The sequence below is a fragment of the Kitasatospora sp. NPDC004745 genome (assembly GCF_042873275.1).
In the GTDB taxonomy this organism is placed as follows: domain Bacteria; phylum Actinomycetota; class Actinomycetes; order Streptomycetales; family Streptomycetaceae; genus Kitasatospora.
Genome location: NZ_JBIALK010000012.1, coordinates 195,629 through 217,640, shown reverse-complemented (window position 1 = coordinate 217,640; position 22,012 = coordinate 195,629). Strand labels below are relative to the sequence as shown.

Annotated in this window: 15 protein-coding genes; 4 read left to right on the top strand and 11 right to left on the bottom strand. The window is 72.4% G+C overall.

What is annotated here, in order from left to right; translation table 11 throughout:
• Positions 1-128 precede the first annotated feature (128 nt).
• From ACFYUY_RS21100 to ACFYUY_RS21085, 4 genes are all read right to left on the bottom strand, one after another.
• Positions 129-881 carry an amino acid ABC transporter ATP-binding protein gene (locus ACFYUY_RS21100; RefSeq protein ID WP_360204856.1) on the bottom strand — a complete coding sequence of 251 codons (753 nt, stop codon included), beginning with the start codon at positions 879-881 and terminating at the stop codon, positions 129-131.
• Between the two features lie 44 nt (positions 882-925).
• Entirely contained in the window at positions 926-1,900 is a 975-nt protein-coding gene (locus ACFYUY_RS21095) for an amino acid ABC transporter permease (RefSeq protein ID WP_360204454.1), read from the bottom strand.
• A 34-nt stretch (positions 1,901-1,934) separates the two neighbouring features.
• On the bottom strand, positions 1,935-2,870 hold the full coding sequence (locus ACFYUY_RS21090; RefSeq protein ID WP_360204457.1) for an ABC transporter substrate-binding protein: 936 nt from the start codon (positions 2,868-2,870) through the stop codon (positions 1,935-1,937).
• 415 nt (positions 2,871-3,285) lie between these two features.
• Positions 3,286-4,218, bottom strand: coding sequence for an ABC transporter substrate-binding protein (locus tag ACFYUY_RS21085; RefSeq protein ID WP_360204461.1), 933 nt, complete (start codon positions 4,216-4,218; stop codon positions 3,286-3,288).
• 579 nt (positions 4,219-4,797) lie between these two features.
• Here ACFYUY_RS21085 and ACFYUY_RS21080 point away from each other — a divergent pair.
• Entirely contained in the window at positions 4,798-5,994 is a 1,197-nt protein-coding gene (locus ACFYUY_RS21080; RefSeq protein WP_360204464.1) for an NADP-dependent malic enzyme, read from the top strand.
• 131 nt (positions 5,995-6,125) lie between these two features.
• A complete protein-coding gene (locus ACFYUY_RS21075) occupies positions 6,126-7,088 on the top strand; it encodes a zinc-binding dehydrogenase (protein WP_387902326.1) in 963 nt (320 codons plus the stop codon).
• Positions 7,089-7,256: 168 nt separating this feature from the next.
• Here the strand turns inward: ACFYUY_RS21075 and ACFYUY_RS21070 are convergent, their stop codons facing one another.
• From ACFYUY_RS21070 to ACFYUY_RS21040, 7 genes are all read right to left on the bottom strand, one after another.
• Complete coding sequence (locus ACFYUY_RS21070) at positions 7,257-8,294, bottom strand: helix-turn-helix transcriptional regulator (RefSeq protein WP_387902323.1); 1,038 nt, start codon at positions 8,292-8,294, stop codon at positions 7,257-7,259.
• 1 nt (position 8,295) lies between these two features.
• Complete coding sequence (locus ACFYUY_RS21065; protein ID WP_360204472.1) at positions 8,296-9,204, bottom strand: DUF4097 family beta strand repeat-containing protein; 909 nt, start codon at positions 9,202-9,204, stop codon at positions 8,296-8,298.
• A gap of 256 nt (positions 9,205-9,460) precedes the next feature.
• Complete coding sequence (locus ACFYUY_RS21060) at positions 9,461-9,640, bottom strand: DUF6104 family protein (RefSeq protein WP_360204474.1); 180 nt, start codon at positions 9,638-9,640, stop codon at positions 9,461-9,463.
• 47 nt (positions 9,641-9,687) lie between these two features.
• A complete protein-coding gene (locus tag ACFYUY_RS21055) occupies positions 9,688-11,703 on the bottom strand; it encodes a serine/threonine-protein kinase (RefSeq protein WP_360204477.1) in 2,016 nt (671 codons plus the stop codon).
• A gap of 261 nt (positions 11,704-11,964) precedes the next feature.
• The gene (locus tag ACFYUY_RS21050) at positions 11,965-15,696 is read right to left on the bottom strand and encodes a multifunctional oxoglutarate decarboxylase/oxoglutarate dehydrogenase thiamine pyrophosphate-binding subunit/dihydrolipoyllysine-residue succinyltransferase subunit (protein WP_387902319.1); all 3,732 of its coding nucleotides are present in this window, start codon (positions 15,694-15,696) and stop codon (positions 11,965-11,967) included.
• A 318-nt stretch (positions 15,697-16,014) separates the two neighbouring features.
• Positions 16,015-17,148 (bottom strand): HAMP domain-containing sensor histidine kinase, encoded by a 1,134-nt coding sequence (locus tag ACFYUY_RS21045; protein WP_360204482.1) that lies wholly within the window; start codon positions 17,146-17,148, stop codon positions 16,015-16,017.
• Positions 17,149-17,241: 93 nt separating this feature from the next.
• Entirely contained in the window at positions 17,242-17,979 is a 738-nt protein-coding gene (locus tag ACFYUY_RS21040) for a response regulator transcription factor (protein ID WP_360204484.1), read from the bottom strand.
• Positions 17,980-18,540: 561 nt separating this feature from the next.
• Between ACFYUY_RS21040 and ACFYUY_RS21035 the strand changes: the two genes are divergently transcribed.
• A complete protein-coding gene (locus ACFYUY_RS21035) occupies positions 18,541-19,329 on the top strand; it encodes a rhomboid-like protein (RefSeq protein ID WP_387902317.1) in 789 nt (262 codons plus the stop codon).
• Between the two features lie 146 nt (positions 19,330-19,475).
• The gene (gene lon / locus ACFYUY_RS21030; protein WP_387902314.1) at positions 19,476-21,869 is read left to right on the top strand and encodes an endopeptidase La; all 2,394 of its coding nucleotides are present in this window, start codon (positions 19,476-19,478) and stop codon (positions 21,867-21,869) included.
• Positions 21,870-22,012 lie beyond the last annotated feature (143 nt).

The window sequence follows — 22,012 nt, the reverse complement described above, 5'->3', positions numbered from 1 at the left end:
CCGCCCCCGCCCGGCGGTTGTCTGTCCTAGGGGGGGGGGGGCCCCCCCGCCCGCCCCCCCCCCCCCCGGGGGGGCCCCCCCGGGCGCCCCCCCCCCGCCGCCCCCCCCCCCCCCCCGACGGTAGGGATCTACAGGACCTTGGAGAGGAAGGCCCTGGTGCGTTCGTGCTGCGGGTCGGTGAGCACGTCGCGGGGGGTCCCGGACTCGACGACGACGCCGCCGTCCATGAACACCAGCGCGTCGCCGACCTCGCGGGCGAAGCCCATCTCGTGGGTGACGACGATCATCGTCATCCCCTCCTCGGCCAGCCCGCGCATGACGTCCAGCACCTCGCCGACCAGCTCCGGGTCGAGCGCGGAGGTGGGCTCGTCGAAGAGCATCAGCTTCGGCTTCATGGCCAGTGCGCGGGCGATCGCCACGCGCTGCTGCTGGCCGCCGGAGAGCTGCGACGGGTAGTTCTTCGCCTTGTCGGACAGGCCGACCCGCTCCAGCAGGGCCATCCCGCGCTCGCGGGCGTCGGCCTTGGACTCGCCCTTCACCTGGACCGGCGCCTCGATGACGTTCTCTATGGCGGTCATGTGCGGGAACAGGTTGAAGCGCTGGAACACCATGCCGATGTCGCGCCGCTTGAGCGCGACCTCGCGGTCCTTGAGCTCGTAGAGCTTGTCGCCCTTGCGCCGGTAGCCGACCAGCTCGCCGTCGACGGACAGCAGTCCGCCGTTGATCTTCTCCAGGTGGTTGATGCACCGGAGGAAGGTCGACTTGCCGGAGCCCGACGGGCCGATGAGGCAGAACACCTCGCGGGGCTTGACCTCCAGGTCGATGCCCTTGAGCACCTCGACCAGGCCGTACGACTTGCGCACGCCCTCGGCCTTGACCATCGGCTCGCCCGGTGCGGCGTCCTGCGGCTGCTTGGTCAGATCGGTCATGCGTGACCACCTCCCTCGAGCCCCGGGACGACGTCGTGCTCGGTCTTCGGCGCGGGCTTGCCACGGAAGAGGCCGCGCACGCGCTGGAGCGGGGTCGGCGGCAGCGTCCTGCTGGTACCCCGAGCGTAGTACCGCTCGACGTAGTACTGCCCGACGGTCAGCACGGAGGTCAGGAAGAGGTACCAGAGGCTGACGGTGATCAGCAGCGGGATGGTCTGGAAGGTGCGCGAGTAGATGTTCTGCCCGGCCCGGAACAGCTCCTCCAGCGCGATGACGCTGACCAGCGAGGTGGTCTTGAGCATCGAGATGGTCTCGTTGCCGGTCGGCGGGATGATCACCCGCATGGCCTGCGGCAGGACGATCCGGCGCATGGTCGCGAACCGGCTCATGCCGAGCGCGTGGGCCGCCTCGGTCTGCCCCTCGTCCACCGACTGGATGCCGCCGCGGACGATCTCCGCCATGTACGCGGCCTCGTTGAGGCCCAGGCCGAGCAGCGCCGCGGTGAAGACCGGGATCAGCGTGTTGGTCGACTCGGACCAGAACTCCGGGCCGAACGGGATGCCGATCGACAGCTTGGGCCAGAGCGCGCCCATGAAGTTCCAGAAGACCAGCTGGACCAGGACGGGGGTGCCGCGGAAGACCCAGATGTAGAACCACGCGGTGCCGGACAGCAGGGGGTTCGGCGACAGTCGCATCACCGCGAGGATGATGCCGCCGGCGACGCCCATCACCATGGACAGCGCGGTCAGTTCGAGGGTGACGCCCAGGCCGTGCAGGATGCTGGAGTCGAAGAGGTAGGTGTTGACGACGTCCCACTGGAAGGCGGGATTGAAGATCAGGGCGTGGAGCATCATGGCCGCGAGGACCGCGACGACGACGGCTCCGGCCCACCGGCCGGGGTGGCGGACCGGGACGGCCTTGAAGGTTTCGGGCCGTCCCGGGTGCGCCGTCCCCTGATCGGAATGGTTCACAGTGGCCTCAGGGGGGTGGGGAACTGGCGGAGGGTCAGCTGGTGGCGCCGTTGATCTGGGACTGGGTGATCGCGCCCGCCTGGACGCCCCACTTCTCGAGGATCTGCTTGTAGGTGCCGTCGTCCATCAGCGACTGGACGGCGCCCTGGACGGGCTTGGCGAGCGCGGAGCCCTTGGTCAGGACGATGCCGTACGGGGCCTTGCCCTCGACGGTGCCGAGCTGCTCCAGCTGGCCGTTGGTCTGCTTGATGGCGTAGTCGACGACCGGGGAGTCGGCCAGCATGACCTGGTCGCGGCCGGAGACCACGGCCTGGGTCACGTCGGTCTGCAGGTCGAACTTGTCGCCGTCGTTGGGCACCGGGGGCTTGCCGGCCTTGACGCACGCCGGGTTGATGACGTCCTTGATCTGGTCGGCCTGGGTGGTGCCGGTCTGGACGGCGACCTTCTTGCCGCAGAGGTCGTTGGCGTCGATCTTGTCCGGGTTGCCCTTCTTGACCGCCGCGCTGGTGCCCGCCGAGAAGTAGGTCACCATGTCGACGGTGGCCTCACGGTCCTTGTTGTCCGTGAAGGAGCTCATGCCCAGCTGGAACTTGTTGGCCTGGATGCCCGGGATGATCGCGGTGAACGGGGAGTTCTGGACCTCGACCTGGAGACCGAGCTTCTGGCCGATGGCGTTGGCCAGGTCGACGTCCATGCCGATGACCTTGCCCGAGGCGTCCTGGAACTCGTTGGGCGCGTAGGAGGCGTCGGCCGCGACGACGATCTTGCCCGAGGACTTCACGTCGGCCGGCAGCTGGGAGACCAGGGTGGGGTCGGCGGTGACCGCCTTGACCGAGGCGGACGCGTTGGCGCCGCTGCTGCCGGCCGAGGAGGACGAGCCGCTGCTGCCGCAGCCGGTCAGGACGAGGGAGACGGTGGCGGCAACCGCGCCGGCGGCGAGGAGCCGGGTGCGCTGGGTACGGGCGGTCATGAGGGGGATCTCCTCCTGAGGGAGAGGTCGGGCGGAGCGCGCCGCTGGGGCGGCACACCTGGGCAGCAGGCCGTACGGCGCTGTACGGGTGTATGTCGCTGTACGTCGTCGTACGTGCAGGGCCGGGTCGTGCAGTGCCCGGGCGGGGGGTACCGCCCGGGGTGGTACGAAGAACTGCATCCGCCACCCTCCGCCGAGGTGGACGTTGACCGAACCGCCTCGACCAGTGGCCGGCTCGATCCGAGATGGGGGGAATCCTGCCATCTGAGGACGGTCAGGTGGCCCTCATTCAGATCAAAATCGGATAACGAGGGCTCACACCGTCCGCTATTCGGACCGATTCCGGGCCCCTGTCACCCTGCGTATAAGTATGCAGATCCCCCTGCTTCTGGCCCGGAGGCCCGCCGCCCGAGGCTCAGATGCCGCCGTTGACCACCGCGTTCTGCGCCGCACCGGCGCTGACGTTCCACTTCCCGAGGATCTTGTCGTAGTCGCCGCTGCGGATCAGCTGGTCGACGGCCTTGGCCATCACGTCCCGCAGCGCGGTGTCGTCCTTGCGCAGCGCGATCCCGTACGGGTTGGAGGTGGACTGCCCGCCGGTCACCTCGAAGCGGTTGCCGCCGTCGGTGGTCTTCGCCGCGTAGGCCGCCACCGGGAAGTCGTTCACGCCGGCCGCGGCCGCGCCGGAGGCCACCTCGGCCAGCGCCTTGGCGTCGCTGTCGAACTTGCGGGTGGTGAGCTGGCGCCCGGTCCGGGCGCAGACGGCCACCTGGCGGGTGATGATCTCGTCCTGCGTGGTGCCCTGCTGCAGCGCGACCGTCCGGCCGCACAGGTCGTCCAGGTTCCGGATCCCCTTCGGGTTGCCCTTCGGGACGATGATCGAGGTGCCCGCGATGAAGTAGTCCACGAAGTCGACGCCGGGGTTGACCTGCTTGCCGTTGTCGTCCAGGCCCTCGCGGCGCTTGCGGATGTCGCTGATCGCGGACATCGCCATGTCGAACTGCTTGGCCTGCAGTCCGGGCACCAGCTTGTCGAACGGGGTGTCGACGATCTCGATCCGCACGTCCAGGATCTTGCCGAGCGCGTTGGCTATGTCCGGGTCGAGGCCGTCCGGCTTGCCGTCCGAGCCGCGGAACTCGACCGGGGCGTAGTTGACGTCCATGCCGATCCGCAGCACCCCGGCGGAGCGCTGCGCCTTCGGCAGCTTGCCGCGGATGTCCTGGACCGGATCGCTCGCCGCGGCGGCCTGCCCGCCGTCGTCGCAGCCGGTCAGCAGCAGGGCTCCGGCGGTGGCCAGTGCGACGCAGGCGGCGACCTGGCGGCGGCGGGGGAGGGGGAGGTGGTGCATGAGGGGGCTCCTGTGGGAGTGACGTGCGGCCGCCACGGTGACTCGTGGGTGTACGCGAAATGGCGGACAAGCGATCCTGCCATCCCGCCCTGCCGGGCCCGGCGGCGGGTGTGTCAGAATTCGGTACCGGGTGACCCCCGAACGCTCGAACCAGACCGCCGAGTCCCGACAGGCTCGGGGTGTCCGGGAACGGAAGTCACGACGTGGCTCCGTATCCGGGACACCGGCTCCCCTTCGCGTCTGCGTTCACTCCTGCGGGTGCGCGTGCGCCATCGCCGTTGCCGCCGCCGGAGCCCGTCGCTTCCGACGCCGGGCCCCTGTGACGCGACAGCTCGGCGATGAACTGCACGTGACGAGGACGAAAAGGCATAGGTGCGATGCCTTTGTCCGACCTACGCTCGGCCGCAAGCACAACGCGGACAGACAAGACCCATAAACCCTCATCCGAGGGCGCCGCCCGACGCAGCGCCCCGACCCACCCCCCGGGTCCGCTTCGGCGTACCCGGTTTCCGGTTTCCGGAGGGGTCGTCCCGCCCGTCGGCCGCGCACCCTCGCCAGAACAATGACGAAGAGGTCATCGTGGCAGCGGAGATCATCAGCAGCAGCACCCAGGACACCGACGATCCGGTCGACGCGGTCTTCGCGCTCCACCGCGGCGGCAAGATGGAGATCCGGGCGACCGTCCCGGTGCGCGACGCGGACGACCTGTCCCTCGCCTACACCCCCGGTGTCGCCCGCGTCTGCACGGCCATCGCCGAGCAGCCGGAGCTGGTCAACGACTACACCTGGAAGTCCAACACCGTCGCCGTGGTCACCGACGGCACCGCGGTGCTGGGTCTGGGCGACATCGGCCCGGAGGCCTCCCTGCCCGTGATGGAGGGCAAGGCCATCCTGTTCAAGCAGTTCGGCGGCGTGGACGCGGTGCCGATCGCGCTCGCCTGCACCGAGGTCGACGAGATCGTCGAGACCGTGGTCCGGCTGGCGCCCTCCTTCGGCGGCGTCAACCTGGAGGACATCTCCGCCCCCCGCTGCTTCGAGATCGAGCGCCGCCTCCAGGACGCCCTGGACATCCCGATCTTCCACGACGACCAGCACGGCACCGCGATCGTCACCACCGCCGCCCTGTGGAACGCGGCCAAGGTGACCGGCCGCGAGATCGGCTCGCTGCGGGCCGTCATCTCCGGCGCCGGTGCGGCCGGCATCGCGATCGCCAAGATGCTGGTCGCGGCCGGCATCGGCGACGTCGCGGTCTGCGACCGCAAGGGCGTGGTGTACGAGGGCCGCGGCGACCTCACCGACGTCAAGGCCGAGATCGCCGAGCAGACCAACCGCACCGGGCAGAAGGGCTCGCTGGCCGACGCGCTGGCCGGCGCCGACGTGTTCATCGGCGTCTCCGGCGGCACCGTGCCGGAGGAGGTCGTCGCGACCATGGCCGAGGGCGCGTTCGTCTTCGCGATGGCCAACCCCAACCCGGAGATCCACCCCGAGGTGGCCCACAAGTACGCGGCGGTCGTCGCCACCGGGCGCAGCGACTTCCCGAACCAGATCAACAACGTGCTGGCCTTCCCCGGCATCTTCGCCGGCGCCCTGCAGGTGCGGGCCAGCCGGATCACCGAGGGCATGAAGCTGGCCGCCGCCAAGGCGCTGGCCGGTGTCGTCGCCGACGAGCTGACCCCGCAGAAGGTCATCCCGTCGCCGTTCGACGAGCGGGTCGCCCCGGCGGTCACCAAGGCCGTCGCCGAGGCCGCCCGCGCCGAGGGCGTGGCCCGGATCTGACGCGGCCGGGGGAGCGCACCGGTCCGCCGGGAGCGCTCCCCCGCCTCTTCGGGCGGGGCCGCCGAAGCCGGGACGCGCGTCACACCCGTGCGTGGTTCCCGGCCCCGGCCGTCGCCGCTATCGTCCGGGACATGTTTGCTGCCTACGCCGCACGTATCGACGCCGCCGACCCGCTGAGCGGACTGGAGTTGGGCGAACTCCCCGAGCCGCAGGCCCGCCCCGGCTGGAGCGTGGTCACGGTCAGGGCCGCCAGCCTGAACCACCACGACCTGTGGTCGCTGCGCGGCGTCGGCCTGCCCGCCGAGAAGCTGCCGATGATCCTCGGGTGCGACGCCGCCGGCGTCGACGAGCACGGCAACGAGGTGGTCCTGCACTCGGTGATCGGCCAGTCCGGCCACGGGGTGGGCCCCGACGAGCCCCGGTCCATCCTGACCGAGCGCTACCAGGGCACCTTCGCCCAGAAGGTGGCCGTCCCCACCTGGAACCTGCTGCCCAAGCCCGCCGGGCTGACCTTCGAGCAGGCCGCCTGCCTGCCCACCGCCTGGCTGACGGCGTACCGCATGCTGTTCACCAACGCCGGGGTCCGCCCGGGCGACACCGTCCTGGTGCAGGGCGCCGGCGGCGGGGTCTCGACCGCGCTGATCGCCCTCGGCAAGGCCGCGGGGCTGCGGGTCTGGGTCACCGGCCGGGACGAGGCCAAGCGCGGGCGCGCCGTGGAGCTCGGGGCCGACGCCGCCTTCGAGAGCGGCGCCCGGCTGCCCGAGCGGGTGGACGCGGTGATGGAGACGGTCGGCGCGGCGACCTGGTCGCACTCGGTGAAGTCGCTGCGGCCGGGCGGCACCATCGTCATCTCGGGTGCCACCTCCGGCGCCAACCCGAGCGCCACCGAGCTGAACCGGATCTTCTTCCTGGAGCTCAAGGTGGTCGGCTCGACGATGGGCACCAAGGAGGAGCTGGCCGGGCTGCTCTCGCTCTGCGCCACCACCGGCGTCCGGCCGGTGATCGACTCGGTGCTGCCGCTGGCCGACGCCCGGGACGGCTTCGCGCGGCTCGCCAAGGGCGACGTCTTCGGCAAGATCGTGCTGACGCCCTGACGCCCTGACGCCCTGACGCCCTGACGCCCTGACGCCCTGACGCCCTGACGCCCTGACTGCCCGGCCCACCGGCCCACCGGCGTCCCGGTGGCCCGGACACGGCCCGGCCCGGCGCCCTCGGGAAGAGGGGCCGGGCCCGGGTCCGTCCGCGGCGGCCGGGCGGCCGGCTCAGCCGAGCAGCCGCTTCAGCCGCTCGCCGGCCGTGCCCAGCACCGAGCTCGCCTCGGCCAGCGCGTCGCCGTCCACGCCGCCGTCCCGGGCCGCGTCGCGGACCTGGTCGCGGAAGCGGTCGAGCAGTCGCTCCAGCTCGCGGGCCGGGTCGCCGGCCGGGTCGGTGCGCGCCCAGGACGGCAGGTCCTCGGGGGCGGTCGGAGCGGCGTCCTCGTCCAGGTCGATCCGGGTGACGGTGACCCGCTCGGCCGGCTCGTCGACCGGGTGGCCCCAGCGGGCCGCGTCGGCCAGCCCGGACAGGCCCTTGGTCAGCTCGGACAGGCCCTCGGCCAGGCCGGTGGGCCAGTCGCCCTTGGCGGCGTGCTCGCGCACCTGCTGCTCGACCCGGCGCTTGATCCGCAGCGCCTCCTGCTGCGCGGCCGTCCGGGCGGCCTTGGACTGCTCGCGCAGCCGGCGGGCCTCCGCCTCCGCGGCCTTCGCCTTGGCCTTGGCGGCCTTCTCCTGCTCCCGGGCGCGCTTGGCCTGGTCCTTGGCCTGCCGCTTGAACTGGGCGAACTCCTCCTTGGCGCGCTGCCAGGCCTCGTTGTCGCCCCAGGGCCCGGCCCACGGGTCCCCGCCGTCGGTCTTCTCGGAGCGGTCCGGCCGGGGCGCCTGCTTGGCGGCCTGCCAGAGCTCCTCGCGCAGGTCCTTGGCGCTGTCCCGGACGTCCTCGCGGATCGCGCCGGCGGCGAGCTGGGCCACCGAGTCGCGGATCTCCAGCTCCAGTTCGTCCAGCTCGCCCTGGCGGGCCTCCAGCTCGGCGCGTCCCGCGTCGCTCAGCCGGTAGACCTTGCGGCCGCCCTCGGTGCTGTGGGCGACCAGGCCCTCCTGCTCCAGCTTGGCGAGCCGCGGGTAGACCGTCCCGGCGGAGGGGGCGTACAGGCCCTGGAAGCGCTCCTCCAGCAGGCGGATCACCTCGTAGCCGTGCCGGGGCGCCTCGTCCAGCAGCTTCAGCAGGTACAACCGGAGCCGGCCGTGGCCGAACACGGGGGTCATCTCAGGCCTCCTTGGTGAGGTCGGGCTTGCCGGGGCCGGCCGGGAGCTCCTTGGTGACGGCCGGCGCGTCGTCCTCCGGGTCGGGGCGGCGCAGCACGGTGACGGCACCGGAGACGGTGGTGACGGCGAGGCTGCCGCGGCCGTCGCCGAGCTGGCCGGACAGCCGCTTGGCGCCCCAGGTGCTGCTCACCTTGAGGCCGTCGAAGGTGCTGGAGAGGTCGCCGCTGGTGGAGCCGGCCTCGACCTTGGCGTCGGCCAGCGAGGGGATCCGGATCGCGACCGGGCCGGAGACGGTGGTGACCTTGACGTCGGCCGGGTTGGCGACGTCCAGGTCCAGGGTGACGGCGCCGGTGACCGAGTTGGCCTGCACCCGCTCGGCGGTGCCGGCGACGACGGTGAGCCGCCCGGAGACGGTGTTGACCTTGAGCTGGCCGGCCACCGACTGGGCGTCCACGTCGCCGGTGACGGTGTTGGCGTCGGTGCGGCCGGTCAGCCCGGCGAGGGTGGTGTCGCCGCTGGCGCTCTGCACCGAGACGTGCCCGGTGATCCCGGAGACGGTGACGCCGGCCGAGACGGTGCCGACCTTGACCTCGGCCTCGGCCGGCACGGTGAGGGTGACGCCGGCGATCCGCTTGCGCTTGAAGGAGCTGAAGAGGCCCTTGACCGCGTCGACGCTCTTCAGCCGCTCGCCGAACTCGCTCCAGCTGTTGATGTCCTGGTAGGTGACGGTGAGGACGCCGTCCACCAGCGTCACGTGCAGCGGCTCGCCCTGGAGCTCGGTGACCTCCAGGCGGGCCGGGCCCTCGGCGGCCACCACGTTCACCGTGCCGTCGATGATCCGCACGTGCAGCGCGCGGACCGCCTCGTCGAGGGTGATCCTCTCGGGTCCGTCGACCGTCCACTGGCTCATCTCTGCCGCCTCCCGTCGTGGATCGCGATGTATCGCGTTCTCTTCTAAAGACGATATATCGCGTTGCGGGGAAGTCAAGGGCGTCCGACCCCGGTCCCGCCCCCGAGACGACCCGGAGCCGCCCCCTAGGGCCCGCGGCCCGGGAGCCGCCGGCAGGGAGCCGCCGGGCGGACCCCGGGCGGGAACGCCGGAGGCCCGGGAGGCGGTTGCCTCCCGGGCCTCTCGGCTCCGGCCACCGGGTCGTCGCGTCAGCCGGTCAGTCGTCGTCCTCGTCGTCGAGCCGGGCCAGCCAGGTGGCCAGCCGCTCGACCGGGATCTCGAAGTCCGGGTTGAGGTCGACGAACTCGCGCAGGCGCTCGGCCAGCCACTCGAAGGTGACCTCCTCGTCGCCGCGCCGGTTCTGCAGCTCCTCGATGCCGCGGTCGGTGAAGTACACGGTTCGCTCCGGTCAGATGGGGATTGACCCGGTCAGGATAGTCCGGGTCAGCTGGCCCGCCAGGTGCTGACGGTGAGCTTGGCGGCTCCGGTGGTCGGGTCCGCGGTCTCGATCGCGGCGACGGCGATGTTCCGGGTGACCCGGTCGCGGACGCAGAGCAGGCGGCCGGGGGCGACCCGGTTGTAGGAGAGGTCGGTGTCCGGCCGGGAGTCGATCGCGGCGGCGCACTGCTCGGCGGTCACCGAGGACTCGGTGATCACCGCGAAGTCCGAACGGTTGTCGCCGTAGCTGGTGAAGGCGTTGGCCTTGCTGCTGCCGCCGCCGACGTTGGTGACCCCGAGCCCCCACTTCAGGTCGTTGGAGCGCGGCACCACGGTGCCCGAGTCCAGGTCGATCCGGTAGGCGTCGGAGGAGTAGTCGGCGCCGGGGATGGCCAGCGACTTCTTGTCGAGCATCGGGGTGTAGCCGGCCGGCCGGGCCGGGGCCGAGACGGTGCCCTGGGCGGACTTCGAGGGGGCGGCCGTCACCGGCGCGCTGGAGGCGGTGGCGCCCGACCCGGTGCTCGACCCGGTGCCCGCGGCGGCGCTCGGGGAGGTGCCGCCGGTGGTGGCCGGCTGGGGAGCGGGCTGGGCCGGGGGCTGCTGGGAGGCGGTCGCGGCGGAGTCCTTCTTCTTGCCGTCGTCCAGCTTCTTCATCAGCACCACGCCGCCCGCCGTGCCGCCGACCGCCATCACCAGGGCGACGGTGAGCAGCACCTTCCAGGACACCCCGCCCTTGCGCCGGGGTGCGGGCTCCGGCTCGGCGGCCGGCGGGTCCGTGAAGGCGGGCGCGGGCGGCGGGGTGTCGTGGCCCGCGGGCTCCTGGCGCAGCTGCACGGTGGGCGGCGCGGACAGCACCGGGGCGGTCGGCGTCTCGGTGGGCTGCTGCGGGGCGCCGTAAGCCCCGAGCGGGGGCGGCGCGAAGCCCGGCGGGGGGCCGGCCGGCTGCTGCGGCGAGGGCGGCGGGGTCAGGGTGAGCGCGGTCGCCGGGTGGGTCGGCGCGCCGAGCGGCGGCGGGGGCGCGGTGGGCGCCGCGGCCGGTGCGGGCGGCGGGGTGGCGGGCGCGGCCGGCAGCGGGGTGGGCGGGGTCTTCGGGAGGTCCGAGCGGCGGGTGATCTCGGTGTTGACCTGCCGAGGCAGCCAGTCGTCGCCGAACCGGAGCTGGCCGCCGACCTCCGGGTGGTTGCGGGCAACCTGGATGATCTCGGCGGGCGTCGGGCGGTCCTCCGGGGACTTCGCCAGGCAGCGCTGGACCAGCTCGCGCAGGTCCGCCGGGACGCCCGACAGGTCGGCCTCCTCGTGCACCACCCGGTAGAGCACCGCGGTGTCCGGGCCGTCGCCGAAGGGCGCGGTGCCGCCGGCCACGTACGCGGCCAGCGCGCCGAGCGCGAAGACGTCGGTGGCGGGGGTCACCGCGCGGCCCTGGGCCTGCTCGGGGGACATGAAGGCGGGGGAGCCGATCCGGTAGCCGGTACCGGTCAGCGCGGTGGCGTCGGCGGCCCGGGCGATGCCGAAGTCGATCACCCGCGGGCCGTCGCCGGCGACCAGCACGTTGGCGGGCTTGAGGTCGCGGTGGACCACCTCGACGCTGTGGATCGCCTGCAGCGCCTCGGCGATGCCGCCCATCAGCAGCAGCACGGTGCGGACCGGCAGCGCGCCGTTCTCCCGGACCACCTGCTGCAGGGACGGGCCCGGGACGTAGGCGGTGACCAGCCAGGGGGCGTCCGAGTCCAGCCCGCCGGAGTCGATCACCTGCGCGGTGTAGAGGCCGTGGATCCGCTGCGCGTTGCTGACCTCCTGCGCGAAGCGGCGGCGGAACTCGCCGTCCTCGGCGAACTCCGGGCGGACCACCTTGAGCGCGACCGGGCGCCCGCCCGGCGTGTAGGACAGGTAGACCCGGCCCATGCCGCCGGCGCCGAGCCGGGCGAACAGCCGGTAGCCGCCGACCTCCCGGGGGTCGTCGGGGAGGAGGGGCTGGAAGACCGGCGGGAGCTTGCTGGCGTCCCGCGGCGTGTCGGCGGTCATGTGGTGATCCCCCTGGGAGTGCGGTGAGGTCGTACGGCCGGTGCCGGGGGCGCGGACGGGCGCCCGGGCGGCGGACCGGCGAGGCATAACCTATCGATCCGTCAGGTGGGCGTGCAGCGAGGCCCCGGATTGGTTGCAGAGCTGCGACCTTGACATGGCACCACCGTGAACCCGGGGCAGCCGGGAACGCCCGCGGCCCCCGTCCTCCGGTGGGGAGGGCGGGGGCCGCGGGCGTCAGGCGTCAGGGCCTCGACCGGTCGCTCAGAGCGAGTAGACCTCTTCGATCAGGGCCTGCTGCTCGGCGGCGTGCCGCTTGGCCGAGCCGACCGCCGGGGACGAGGCCGTCGTGCGGGCGACGCGGCGCAGGCGGGAGCCGCCGGCGCTGCGGCCGATGACGACCTGCAGGTGGTCGACCAGGTTCATCGCGATGAACGGCCAGGCACCCTGGTTGTCCGGCTCCTCCTGCGCCCAGACGAACTGGACGTCGTCGCCGTAGCGGGCCAGCTCCTCCTGGAGCTCGGCCACCGGCAGCGGGTAGAGCCGCTCGACCCGGACGATCGCGGTGTCGGTGACGCCGCGCTCGGTGCGGGCCGCCTCCAGGTCGTAGTAGAACTTGCCGGCCGTGATGACGACCTTGCGGACCTGCGCCGGGTCGACGGTGGTGTCGCCGATGACCGGGCGGAACGAGCCGGACAGGAACTCCTCGGTGGCACTCGCCGCGGCCTTGAGACGCAGCATCGACTTCGGGGTGAAGACGACCAGCGGCTTGTGGTGCGGGTTGTGCGCCTGCCAGCGCAGCAGGTGGAAGTAGTTCGACGGCAGGGTCGGCATGGCGACCGTCATGTTGTTCTGCGCGCACAGCTGCAGGAAGCGCTCCGGGCGGGCGGACGAGTGGTCCGGGCCCTGGCCCTCGTAGCCGTGCGGCAGCAGCAGGGTGACGCCGGAGTGCTGGCCCCACTTCTGCTCGGCGGAGGCGATGTACTCGTCCACCATGGTCTGCGCGCCGTTGACGAAGTCGCCGAACTGCGCCTCCCACATGACCAGCGCGTTCGGGCGGGTCAGCGAGTAGCCGTACTCGAAGCCCATGGCCGCGTACTCCGACAGCAGGCTGTCGTAGACGGTGTAGCGGGCCTGGTCCTCGGTGAGGTACTGCAGCGGGGTGTAGTCCTCGCCGGTCTTGCGGTCGATCAGGACGGCGTGCCGCTGGCCGAAGGTGCCGCGGCGGCTGTCCTGGCCGGCCAGGCGGACCGGGTGGCCCTCCATGAGCAGCGAGCCGATGGCGAGGGTCTCGCCCGTCGCCCAGTCGATGGTGTTGTCCTCGACCGAGCTGGCGCGGCGCTGCAGCTGCGGCAGCAGGCGCGGGTGGACGGTCAGCCAGTCCGGCAGGTTGACCTGGGAGGCGGCGATCCGCTTGACCATCTCCTGGGAGATGCCGGTCTGGATGGTGACCGGGAAGTCGGCGACGGGCTTGCCGTTGGTGGTGCCGGCCGGCGCCTGGGCCGCGTCGCGGACCTCGGCGAAGACCTTCTCCAGCTGGCCCTGGAAGTCCTGGAGCGCCTGCTCCGCCTCTTCCATGGTGATGTCGCCGCGACCGATCAGGCCCTCGGTGTACAGCTTGCGCACCGAGCGCTTCTTGTCGATCAGGTCGTACATCAGCGGCTGGGTGAACGACGGGTTGTCGGCCTCGTTGTGACCGCGGCGGCGGTAGCAGATGAGGTCGATCACCACGTCCTTGTGGAACTCCTGGCGGAACTCGAAGGCGAGCCGCGCGACGCGGACCACGGCCTCCGGGTCGTCGCCGTTCACGTGGAAGATCGGGGCCTCGATCATGCGGGCCACGTCGGTGCAGTACATCGAGGAGCGCGAGGACGCCGGGGCGGCGGTGAAGCCGACCTGGTTGTTCACCACGACGTGCACGGTGCCGCCGGTGCGGTAGCCGCGCAGCTGCGACATGTTCAGGGTCTCCGCGACGACGCCCTGGCCGGCGAAGGCCGCGTCGCCGTGGATCTGGATCGGCAGCACCGGGAAGGTGGTGCCGCCCTGGTCCAGGATGTCCTGCTTGGCGCGGGCGATGCCCTCGACGACCGGGTCCACGGCCTCCAGGTGGGAGGGGTTCGCGGCGAGCGAGACCTTGATGGTCTCGCCGTCCAGGCCGGTGAAGGTGCCCTCGGCGCCCAGGTGGTACTTGACGTCGCCGGAGCCGTGCATCGACTTCGGGTCGAGGTTGCCCTCGAACTCGCCGAAGATCTTGCCGTACGGCTTGCCGACGATGTTGGCCAGCACGTTGAGGCGGCCGCGGTGGGCCATGCCGATGACGGCCTCGTCGAGGCGGTGCTCGGCGGCGGAGTCGATGGTCGCGTCCAGCAGCGCGATCAGCGACTCACCGCCCTCCAGGGAGAAGCGCTTCTGCCCGACGTACTTCGTCTGCAGGAAGGTCTCGAAGGCCTCGGCGGAGTTCAGGCGGCGGAGGATCCGCAGCTGCTCCTCGCGCTCGGGCTTGGCGTACGGCTTCTCCAGGCGGTCCTGCAGCCACTTGCGCTGCTTCGGGTCCTGGATGTGCATGTACTCGATGCCGACCGTGCGGCAGTAGGTGTTGCGCAGCAGGCCGAGGATGTCGCGGAGCTTCATCATCTTCTGGCCGCCGAAGCCGCCGACCGCGAACTCGCGCTCCAGGTCCCACAGGGTGAGGCCGTGCTGGACGACGTCCAGGTCGGGGTGCTTGCGCTGCTTGTACTCCAGCGGGTCGGTGTCGGCCATGAGGTGGCCGCGGACCCGGTAGGAGTGGATCAGCTCCATGACGCGCGCGGTCTTGTTGACCTCGTCGTCGTGGGTGGTGGCGACGTCGGTGGCCCAGCGGACGGGCTCGTACGGGATCCGCAGCGACTCGAAGATCTCGTCGTAGAAGCCGTTCTCGCCGAGCAGCAGGCGGTGGATCTCGCGCAGGAACTCGCCGGACGCCGCACCCTGGATGACGCGGTGGTCGTAGGTCGAGGTCAGCGTCATGATCTTGGAGACGCCGAGGCGGGCCAGGGTCTCCGGGGCGGAGCCCTGGAACTCGGCCGGGTACTCCATGGCGCCGACGCCGACGATGGTGCCCTGGTTCTGCATCAGGCGCGGCACGGAGTGCACGGTGCCGATGCCGCCGGGGTTGGTCAGCGAGACCGTGACGCCGGTGAAGTCGTCCATGGTCAGCTTGTTGGCGCGGGCCCGGCGGACGATGTCCTCGTAGGCCTGCCAGAAGCCGAAGAAGTCGAGGGTTTCGGCCTTCTTGATGGCCGCGACGACGAGCTGGCGGTCGCCGTTCGGCTTGACCAGGTCGATGGCCAGGCCGAGGTTGATGTGCTCGGGCTTGACCAGGTAGGCCTTGCCGTCCTCCACCTTGTAGCTGTGGTTCATCCCCGGGCTGGCCTTGATGGCCTGGACCAGGGCGTAGCCGATCAGGTGGGTGAAGGAGACCTTGCCGCCGCGGGCGCGCTGCAGGTGGTTGTTGATGACGATGCGGTTGTCGATCAACAGCTTCGCGGGCACCGCGCGGACCGAGGTCGCGGTCGGCACCTCCAGCGAGGCGTCCATGTTGGTGGCGACGGCCTTCGCCGGGCCGCGCAGCTGGACGAGCTCGGGGCCGGCCGGCGCGGCCGCGGCGGGCGCGGCCGGGGCGGCCTTGGGGGCCGGCGGCGCGGCGGGGGCCGCGGCGAGCGGCACGGGGGCCGGGGCCGGCGCGGCCGGAGCGGCGGCGGGTGCGGCCGGTGCGGCAGCAGCGGGCGCGGGGGCAGCGGCAGGGGTCGGCGTGGGGCCGGCCTGGGTCGCGGCCTGGGTCACTGGGGTCACCTCGGTACCGGGCTTGTAGTCGGCGAAAAAGTCCCACCAGGCTCGGTCGACCGAGTTCGGGTCCTGGAGGTACTGCTGGTAGATCTCATCGACGAGCCACTCATTGGGGCCGAAGCCAGTGGAGCTTGCCGAGCTATTGGGGGTTTCAGGGGACTGTGGCGACACGGCGGCAACCGCCCTCTTCCGCTTCCTTTTGGGATGTTTGGACAGCGGGGATTAAGGCTACGCCCCTGACCGGTGATCGCGCAGTCCCCGGGGCTCAGGCGTCGCCCAGATCACAGTCCTGACCTGCAGATTGGCTGAAAATGTGCGTTAGAAAGCCATATCTGAGGGGAACTGACTGCCCCGTGCGGGAGTCATACCCGGACGAAACCGGACAAACCCCTGTTCGGATCATCGAACGATCTTCGTGTACGTCTGTGTCGCTTCTGTGACACAACGGCCCCCGTCGGGGCGCTGGAGGATCCGACGGAGCGGCCCGGCTCAGCGCTGCCCCGGCAGCCGGACCTCGATCCGGCAGCCGCGCGGCGACTCGGCGACCGCGATCCGCCCGCCGTGCAGGTCCACCGCCCACCGGGCGATGGCCAGCCCGAGGCCGGTGCCGCCGTCCGAACCGGGCCCCTGGGCGGTCGCGGTGCCGCTGCGGCTGAACCGCTCGAACACCCGGCTGCGGTCGGCCGGCGGGATGCCCGGGCCCTCGTCCTCGACCTCCAGCAGCAGGCCGCCGGGCTCGCCGTCGGGCCGCGCGCGCACCGTGACGGTGCCGCCGGGCGGGGAGTGCTTGCAGGCGTTGTCGACCAGGTTGGCGACCACCTGGTGGAGCCGTTCCGGGTCCGCCACGCCGGTCAGGCCGGTCGGGCTGACCTCCAGGGCCAGTCGGACGTCGCCGCGCCGGGAGAACGCCCCGCCGGCCGTCGCGCCGTCCACGGTGACCCCGCGCAGCACGCCGTCCAGGAACTCGCGCACCTCGAAGGGGCGGGCGTCCAGGTCGACCACGCCGTCGTCGATCTTGGAGAGGTCCAGCAGATGGGTGACCAGGCGGCCGAGCCGCTCGGTCTGCTCCAGGGCGGCCCCGAGGGTCGCCGGATTGGGCTGGACGACGCCGTCCACCACGTTCTCCAGCACGGCGCGCAACGCGGCGATCGGCGTGCGCAGCTCGTGCGAGACGTTGGCGACCAGCTCGCGACGGTGCCGGTCGGCGGCGCCCAGGTCGGCCGCCATCTGGTTGAAGGCGGCCGCCAGCTCGCCGATCTCGTCGCGCGAGTTGACCTCGACCCGGCGGCTGTAGTCGCCGGAGGCCATCGCGCGGGCGGCGGCCGTCATCTCGCGCAGGGGGGCGGTCAGCCCGTGCGCGAGGAACTGCATGAAGAGCAGCGAGGCGATCATGGAGAAGACCATGATGATCCGGATCTGGGTCTCGGACCGGATCGCCACGACCACCATGCCGGTGGCCAGGAAGACGGAGACGATCACCAGCAGGGCGAGTTTGCCCTTGATCGAGCGGACCGGGTCGAGCGGCCGGATGTCGGCCCAGACCCGGCGGGCGGCGCGGACGGCCAGCGTCTGTGGCCGCGTGCCGTCGGTGTCCCCGTTGTTGCGTTGCTGCGGAAAGGTCATTGGTTTTTCCTGTGATCCCCGCGTACGTCCCGCGCGTGCCTGCGCGGCGGTCCGGGACACGGGCCCCCCGGAGGCCCGTCGCCCGAGGCGCCGCTAGGAGAGCGGGGCCTCCAGCGCGTACCCGACGCCGTGGACGGTGCGGATCCAGCTCGCGCCGATCTTCCGGCGCAGGGCCTTCACGTGGCTGTCCACGGTGCGGGTGCCGGACGCGTCGGTCCAGTCCCAGACCTCGGCCAGCAACTGCTCGCGGGTCAGCACCGCGCGCGGCTGGGCGGCCAGGCAGGCGAGCAGGTCGAACTCGGTGGGCGTCAGGTGGACGTCCCCCGAGGCCAGCCGGACCCGGCGCTGCACGTGGTCGATCTCCAGCTCGCCGAAGCGCAGCGAGCCGAGCGCGGGCGTGCGGGCGGCCTGCTGGGCGCGCTCGACGCGGCGCAGCAGCACGTTGACCCGGGCGGCCAGTTCGCGCATCGAGAAGGGTTTCGTCATGTAGTCGTCCGCGCCCACGCCGAGGCCGACCAGCAGGTCCGTCTCGTCGTCGCGCGCGGTCAGCATCAGCACCGGCACCGGGCGCTGCGCCTGGATCCGGCGGCACACCTCGAGGCCGTCGAATCCGGGCAGCATGATGTCGAGGACGACCAGGTCGGGCTGCCAGGTGTGGAAGCCGTCGACCGCTCCCGGTCCGTCGTGGGCCACGGCGACCTTGAAGCCCTCCGCGCCCAAGCGGGCCGCGATCGACTCCGCGATCGTGGGCTCGTCCTCCACCACCAGCACTCTGCGCTGGCTGCTCACCGTGCCGCCGCTGTTGTTGTGGTCCTGCTGAAGTTCTGTCACGGTCACGCCACCGCCCCCAGGGCTGCGGGCCGGCCACCTGTGGGGATGGCGGGGCTCCGCTCGTAGTCTTGTTCCGTCGTGGACTGTGCCGGGTCCGCCGTCCCGTCGCGCTCGGATCGGAGGACGGACTGTAGGCCACCCACCCGCTCCCGCGCACCTCGCAGCGTACGGACAGTGGGTGCTTCCCGGCAGGCGGACCGGACGTTTCCGGCCCGTGGGCCGGCTGTCCGCCGCCCTCTGAACCCACTGCACGAGTGGGCACGGGCCGATACCTTACCCGCCGAATTTTCACTGCGTAACGGTACGTATGCAGTCGAGTTGACGCCAAGTCGCCGGTCAGAGGGCCTACTGACGCGTTAATCGGAAGTAGGTCTGGACCAATGCCGGGAAATCCGGTCGGCCGGTTTACCGATGGTCTTCACGGACAATTCCCAGCTGCCTCTCAGGACCCCGACGTAACGTGGCCACGACAACACCCTGCCGGGCGGGATTCACCGCGCGCGCCGGTACGTTGGGCACCTGTGACGGGCCGGTGGCTGCGGGTGTGGAGCGGGAGGCGTCATGGCTGGAGTGCGGCGCGGGGCCGGACGGGTCGGGCCGCCGCCGACGGGCGCGCCGTACGGGATGCTCCGGTTCGGCCTGCGCGCGAGCGCCGTCGACCGGCTGCTCGCCCTGGTGCCGACGCCCCGGCGCACCCCTTTCACCCTCGGCTACCTCGCCGTGGTCGGTGCCACCACCACGTTCGCCAAGCTCGCCGATCCGGAACTCGTGCAGCGGTTGCAGGAGGCTTCCAGCTCCGACGGCCACAACCTCCTGCAGCATCCCCTGCGCGCTCTGCTGCTGAGTGGTTTCTGGGTGGCCGGTGACGTGTGGATGCCCTACCTGTGGGGATTCGCCGTCACCCTCGCGCCGCTGGAGCGGCGGATCGGCCCCGCCCGCGCGGCCGCGGTGTTCGCGACCGGCCACGTCGTCGCCACCCTGCTCTCCCAGGGCGTGGTGATCGCGGCGGTGGAGACGGGGCGGATGGAGCCCGGGGCGCTGGACTACCTGGACATCGGCGTCAGCTACGGCGTGCTCGCCTGCCTGGGCGCGGTGGCCGGGCTGCTGCCGCTGCGCGGGCGGGTGGTCGCGCTCGGCGGCGCCGGGCTGCTGATCGCCGAGCAGATCCTCACCGAGCGGGACGTGGTCACCGCGGTGGGCCACCCGGCGGCGGTGCTGACCGGCGTGGCGCTGTGGCGCTGGGCGCGGCGCGTCCGGGCGAGCCGGCCCGGGCCGGCCCCGCGCCGGGCCGAGGCGGTGGCCGGCGGTGCGCCCGCGACGGGTGGCGCCCGGGTCCTGGACGCCCGCTGACACCTTCGGGTGCATCTTCCGGACGGGTTTTGACGGACCCCGCGCGGCCCCATGGTGTTCGCTCATGGCGAACAAGACGCCGGGAACATCCGGCGTCCGCCGAGCCTTAGTCAGGTCGGCTCAACTTCACTGACTGGGGAGAGATCATGGCATCGACGTCCACACCGCTCACCCTGCCCGTGCTGCCGCTCGACGACGAGGTCGTCCTGCCGGGCATGGTCGTCCCGCTGGACCTGAAGGACACCGAGGTGCGCGCCGCCGTCGAGGCCGCCCGCGCCGCGGCCACCGGCGCCGGCAAGCCGCAGGTCCTGCTCGTCCCGCGGGTGGACGGCTCGTACGCGGCGGTCGGCACGCTGGCCACCGTGGAACAGGTCGGCCGGCTGGCCGACGGCGATCCGGCCGCGCTGGTCCGCGCCGTGCGCCGGGTCCGGATCGGGGTCGGCACCACCGGCCCCGGCGCCGCCCTCTGGGTGGAGACCACGCCGTTCCGGGAGTCCTCGGTGGGCACCCCGGTCGCCGGCCGGGCCGCCGAGCTGGTCAAGGAGTACAAGGCGCTGTCCACCCAGTGGCTGCGCCGGCGCGGCGCCTGGCAGATCGTCGACCGGGTGGCGCAGATCGAGGGCGTCGGCGAGCTCGCCGACAACATCGGCTACGCGTCCTTCGTCACCGCCGAGCAGAAGCTCAAGGTGCTGCTGGAGGCCGACCAGGTCGCCCGCCTGGAGTACGCGCTGACCCTGCTGCGCGACCACCTCGCCGAGGAGGAGGTCAACGACACCATCCGCAAGGACGTCGAGGAGGGCGTGGCCAAGCAGCAGAAGGAGTTCCTGCTCCGCCGCCAGCTGGAGGCCGTCCGCAAGGAACTGGCCGAGCTGAACGGCGACCCGGCCGACGAGGAGGGCGACTACCGGGCCCGGGTCGAGGCCGCCGACCTGCCCGAGAAGGTCCGCGAGGCCGCGCTCAAGGAGGTGGACAAGCTCGAACGCGCCTCCGACCAGTCGCCCGAGGGCTCCTGGATCCGCACCTGGCTGGACACCGTCCTGGAACTGCCCTGGAACGAGCGCAGCGAGGACACCTACGACATCGCCGGCGCCCGCGCGGTGCTGGACGCCGACCACGCGGGCCTGGCGGACGTGAAGGACCGCATCGTCGAGTACCTCGCGGTGCGCAAGCGCCGCGCCGACCAGGGGCTCGGACTCGTCGGCGGGCGGCGCGGCGGAGCGGTGCTGGCGCTGGTCGGCCCGCCCGGGGTGGGCAAGACCTCGCTCGGCGAGTCGGTGGCCCGCGCCATGGGCCGCAGCTTCGTCCGGGTCGCCCTCGGCGGCGTCCGGGACGAGGCCGAGATCCGCGGCCACCGGCGCACCTACGTCGGCGCGCAGCCCGGCCGGCTGGTGCGGGCGATCAAGGAGGCCGGCTCGATGAACCCGGTCGTCCTGCTCGACGAGATCGACAAGGTCGGCTCCGACTACCGCGGGGACCCGGCCGCCGCCCTGCTGGAGGTGCTGGACCCGGCGCAGAACCACACCTTCCGGGACCACTACCTGGAGGTCGAGCTCGACCTCTCCGACGTGGTCTTCCTCGCCACCGCCAACGTGCTGGAGGCCATCCCCGAGCCGCTGCTCGACCGGATGGAGCTCGTCCGGCTGGACGGCTACACCGAGGACGAGAAGGTCCTCATCGCCCGCGACCACCTGCTCCCGCGCCAGCTGGAGAAGGCCGGACTGGGCGACGGCCTGGTCTCCGTCGACGAGCCGGCGCTGCGCCGGCTGGCCGGTGAGTACACGCGGGAGGCCGGGGTGCGGACCCTGGAGCGTTCGATCGCCCGGGTGCTGCGCAGGATCGCCGCGCAGGCCGAGCTCGGCGAGCGCGAGCTGCCCGTCACCATCGGCGCGGACGACCTGCGCGCCCTGATCGGCCGCCCGCACCACGTGCCGGAGGCCGCGCAGGAGCCGGCCGAGCGGCGCACCGCCGTGCCCGGGGTGGCCACCGGCCTCGCGGTGACCGGCGCGGGCGGCGACGTCCTCTACATCGAGGCCTCGCTCGCCGACTCCGAGACCGGCGGGACGGGCCTCACCCTCACCGGGCAGCTGGGCGACGTGATGAAGGAGTCCGCGCACATCGCGCTCTCCTTCCTGCGCTCGCGCGGCGCCGAGCTGGAGCTGCCGGTCACCTCGCTGCGGGACCGCGGCGTGCACCTGCACGTCCCGGCCGGGGCCGTCCCCAAGGACGGGCCGAGCGCCGGCATCACCATGACCACGGCGCTGGCCTCGCTGCTGTCGGGGCGCCGGGTGCGCACCGACGTGGCGATGACCGGCGAGGTGTCGCTGACCGGCCGGGTGCTGCCGATCGGCGGGGTGAAGCAGAAGCTGCTCGCCGCCGACCGGGCCGGGGTCACCACGGTGATCATCCCCAAGCGCAACGAGGCCGACCTGGACGACGTCCCGGCCGAGGTGCTGGAGCGGCTCACCGTCCACCCGGTGGCGGACGTGCGCGAGGTGCTGGAGCTGGCGCTGGAGCCGGCGGAGGTGCTGGTCGCCGCCTGACGGGCGGTCACCCGGAGGGGCGGGGGGGCGGGGGGGGGGGCCCCCCCCCCCCCCCGGCGGGGGTTAAAAAAAATAAGTGGGGGGGCCGGCGGTCGGCCGGTCGCCCCAGATTGGACACCCCCCCCGGCGCCGGGGGAGCCCCC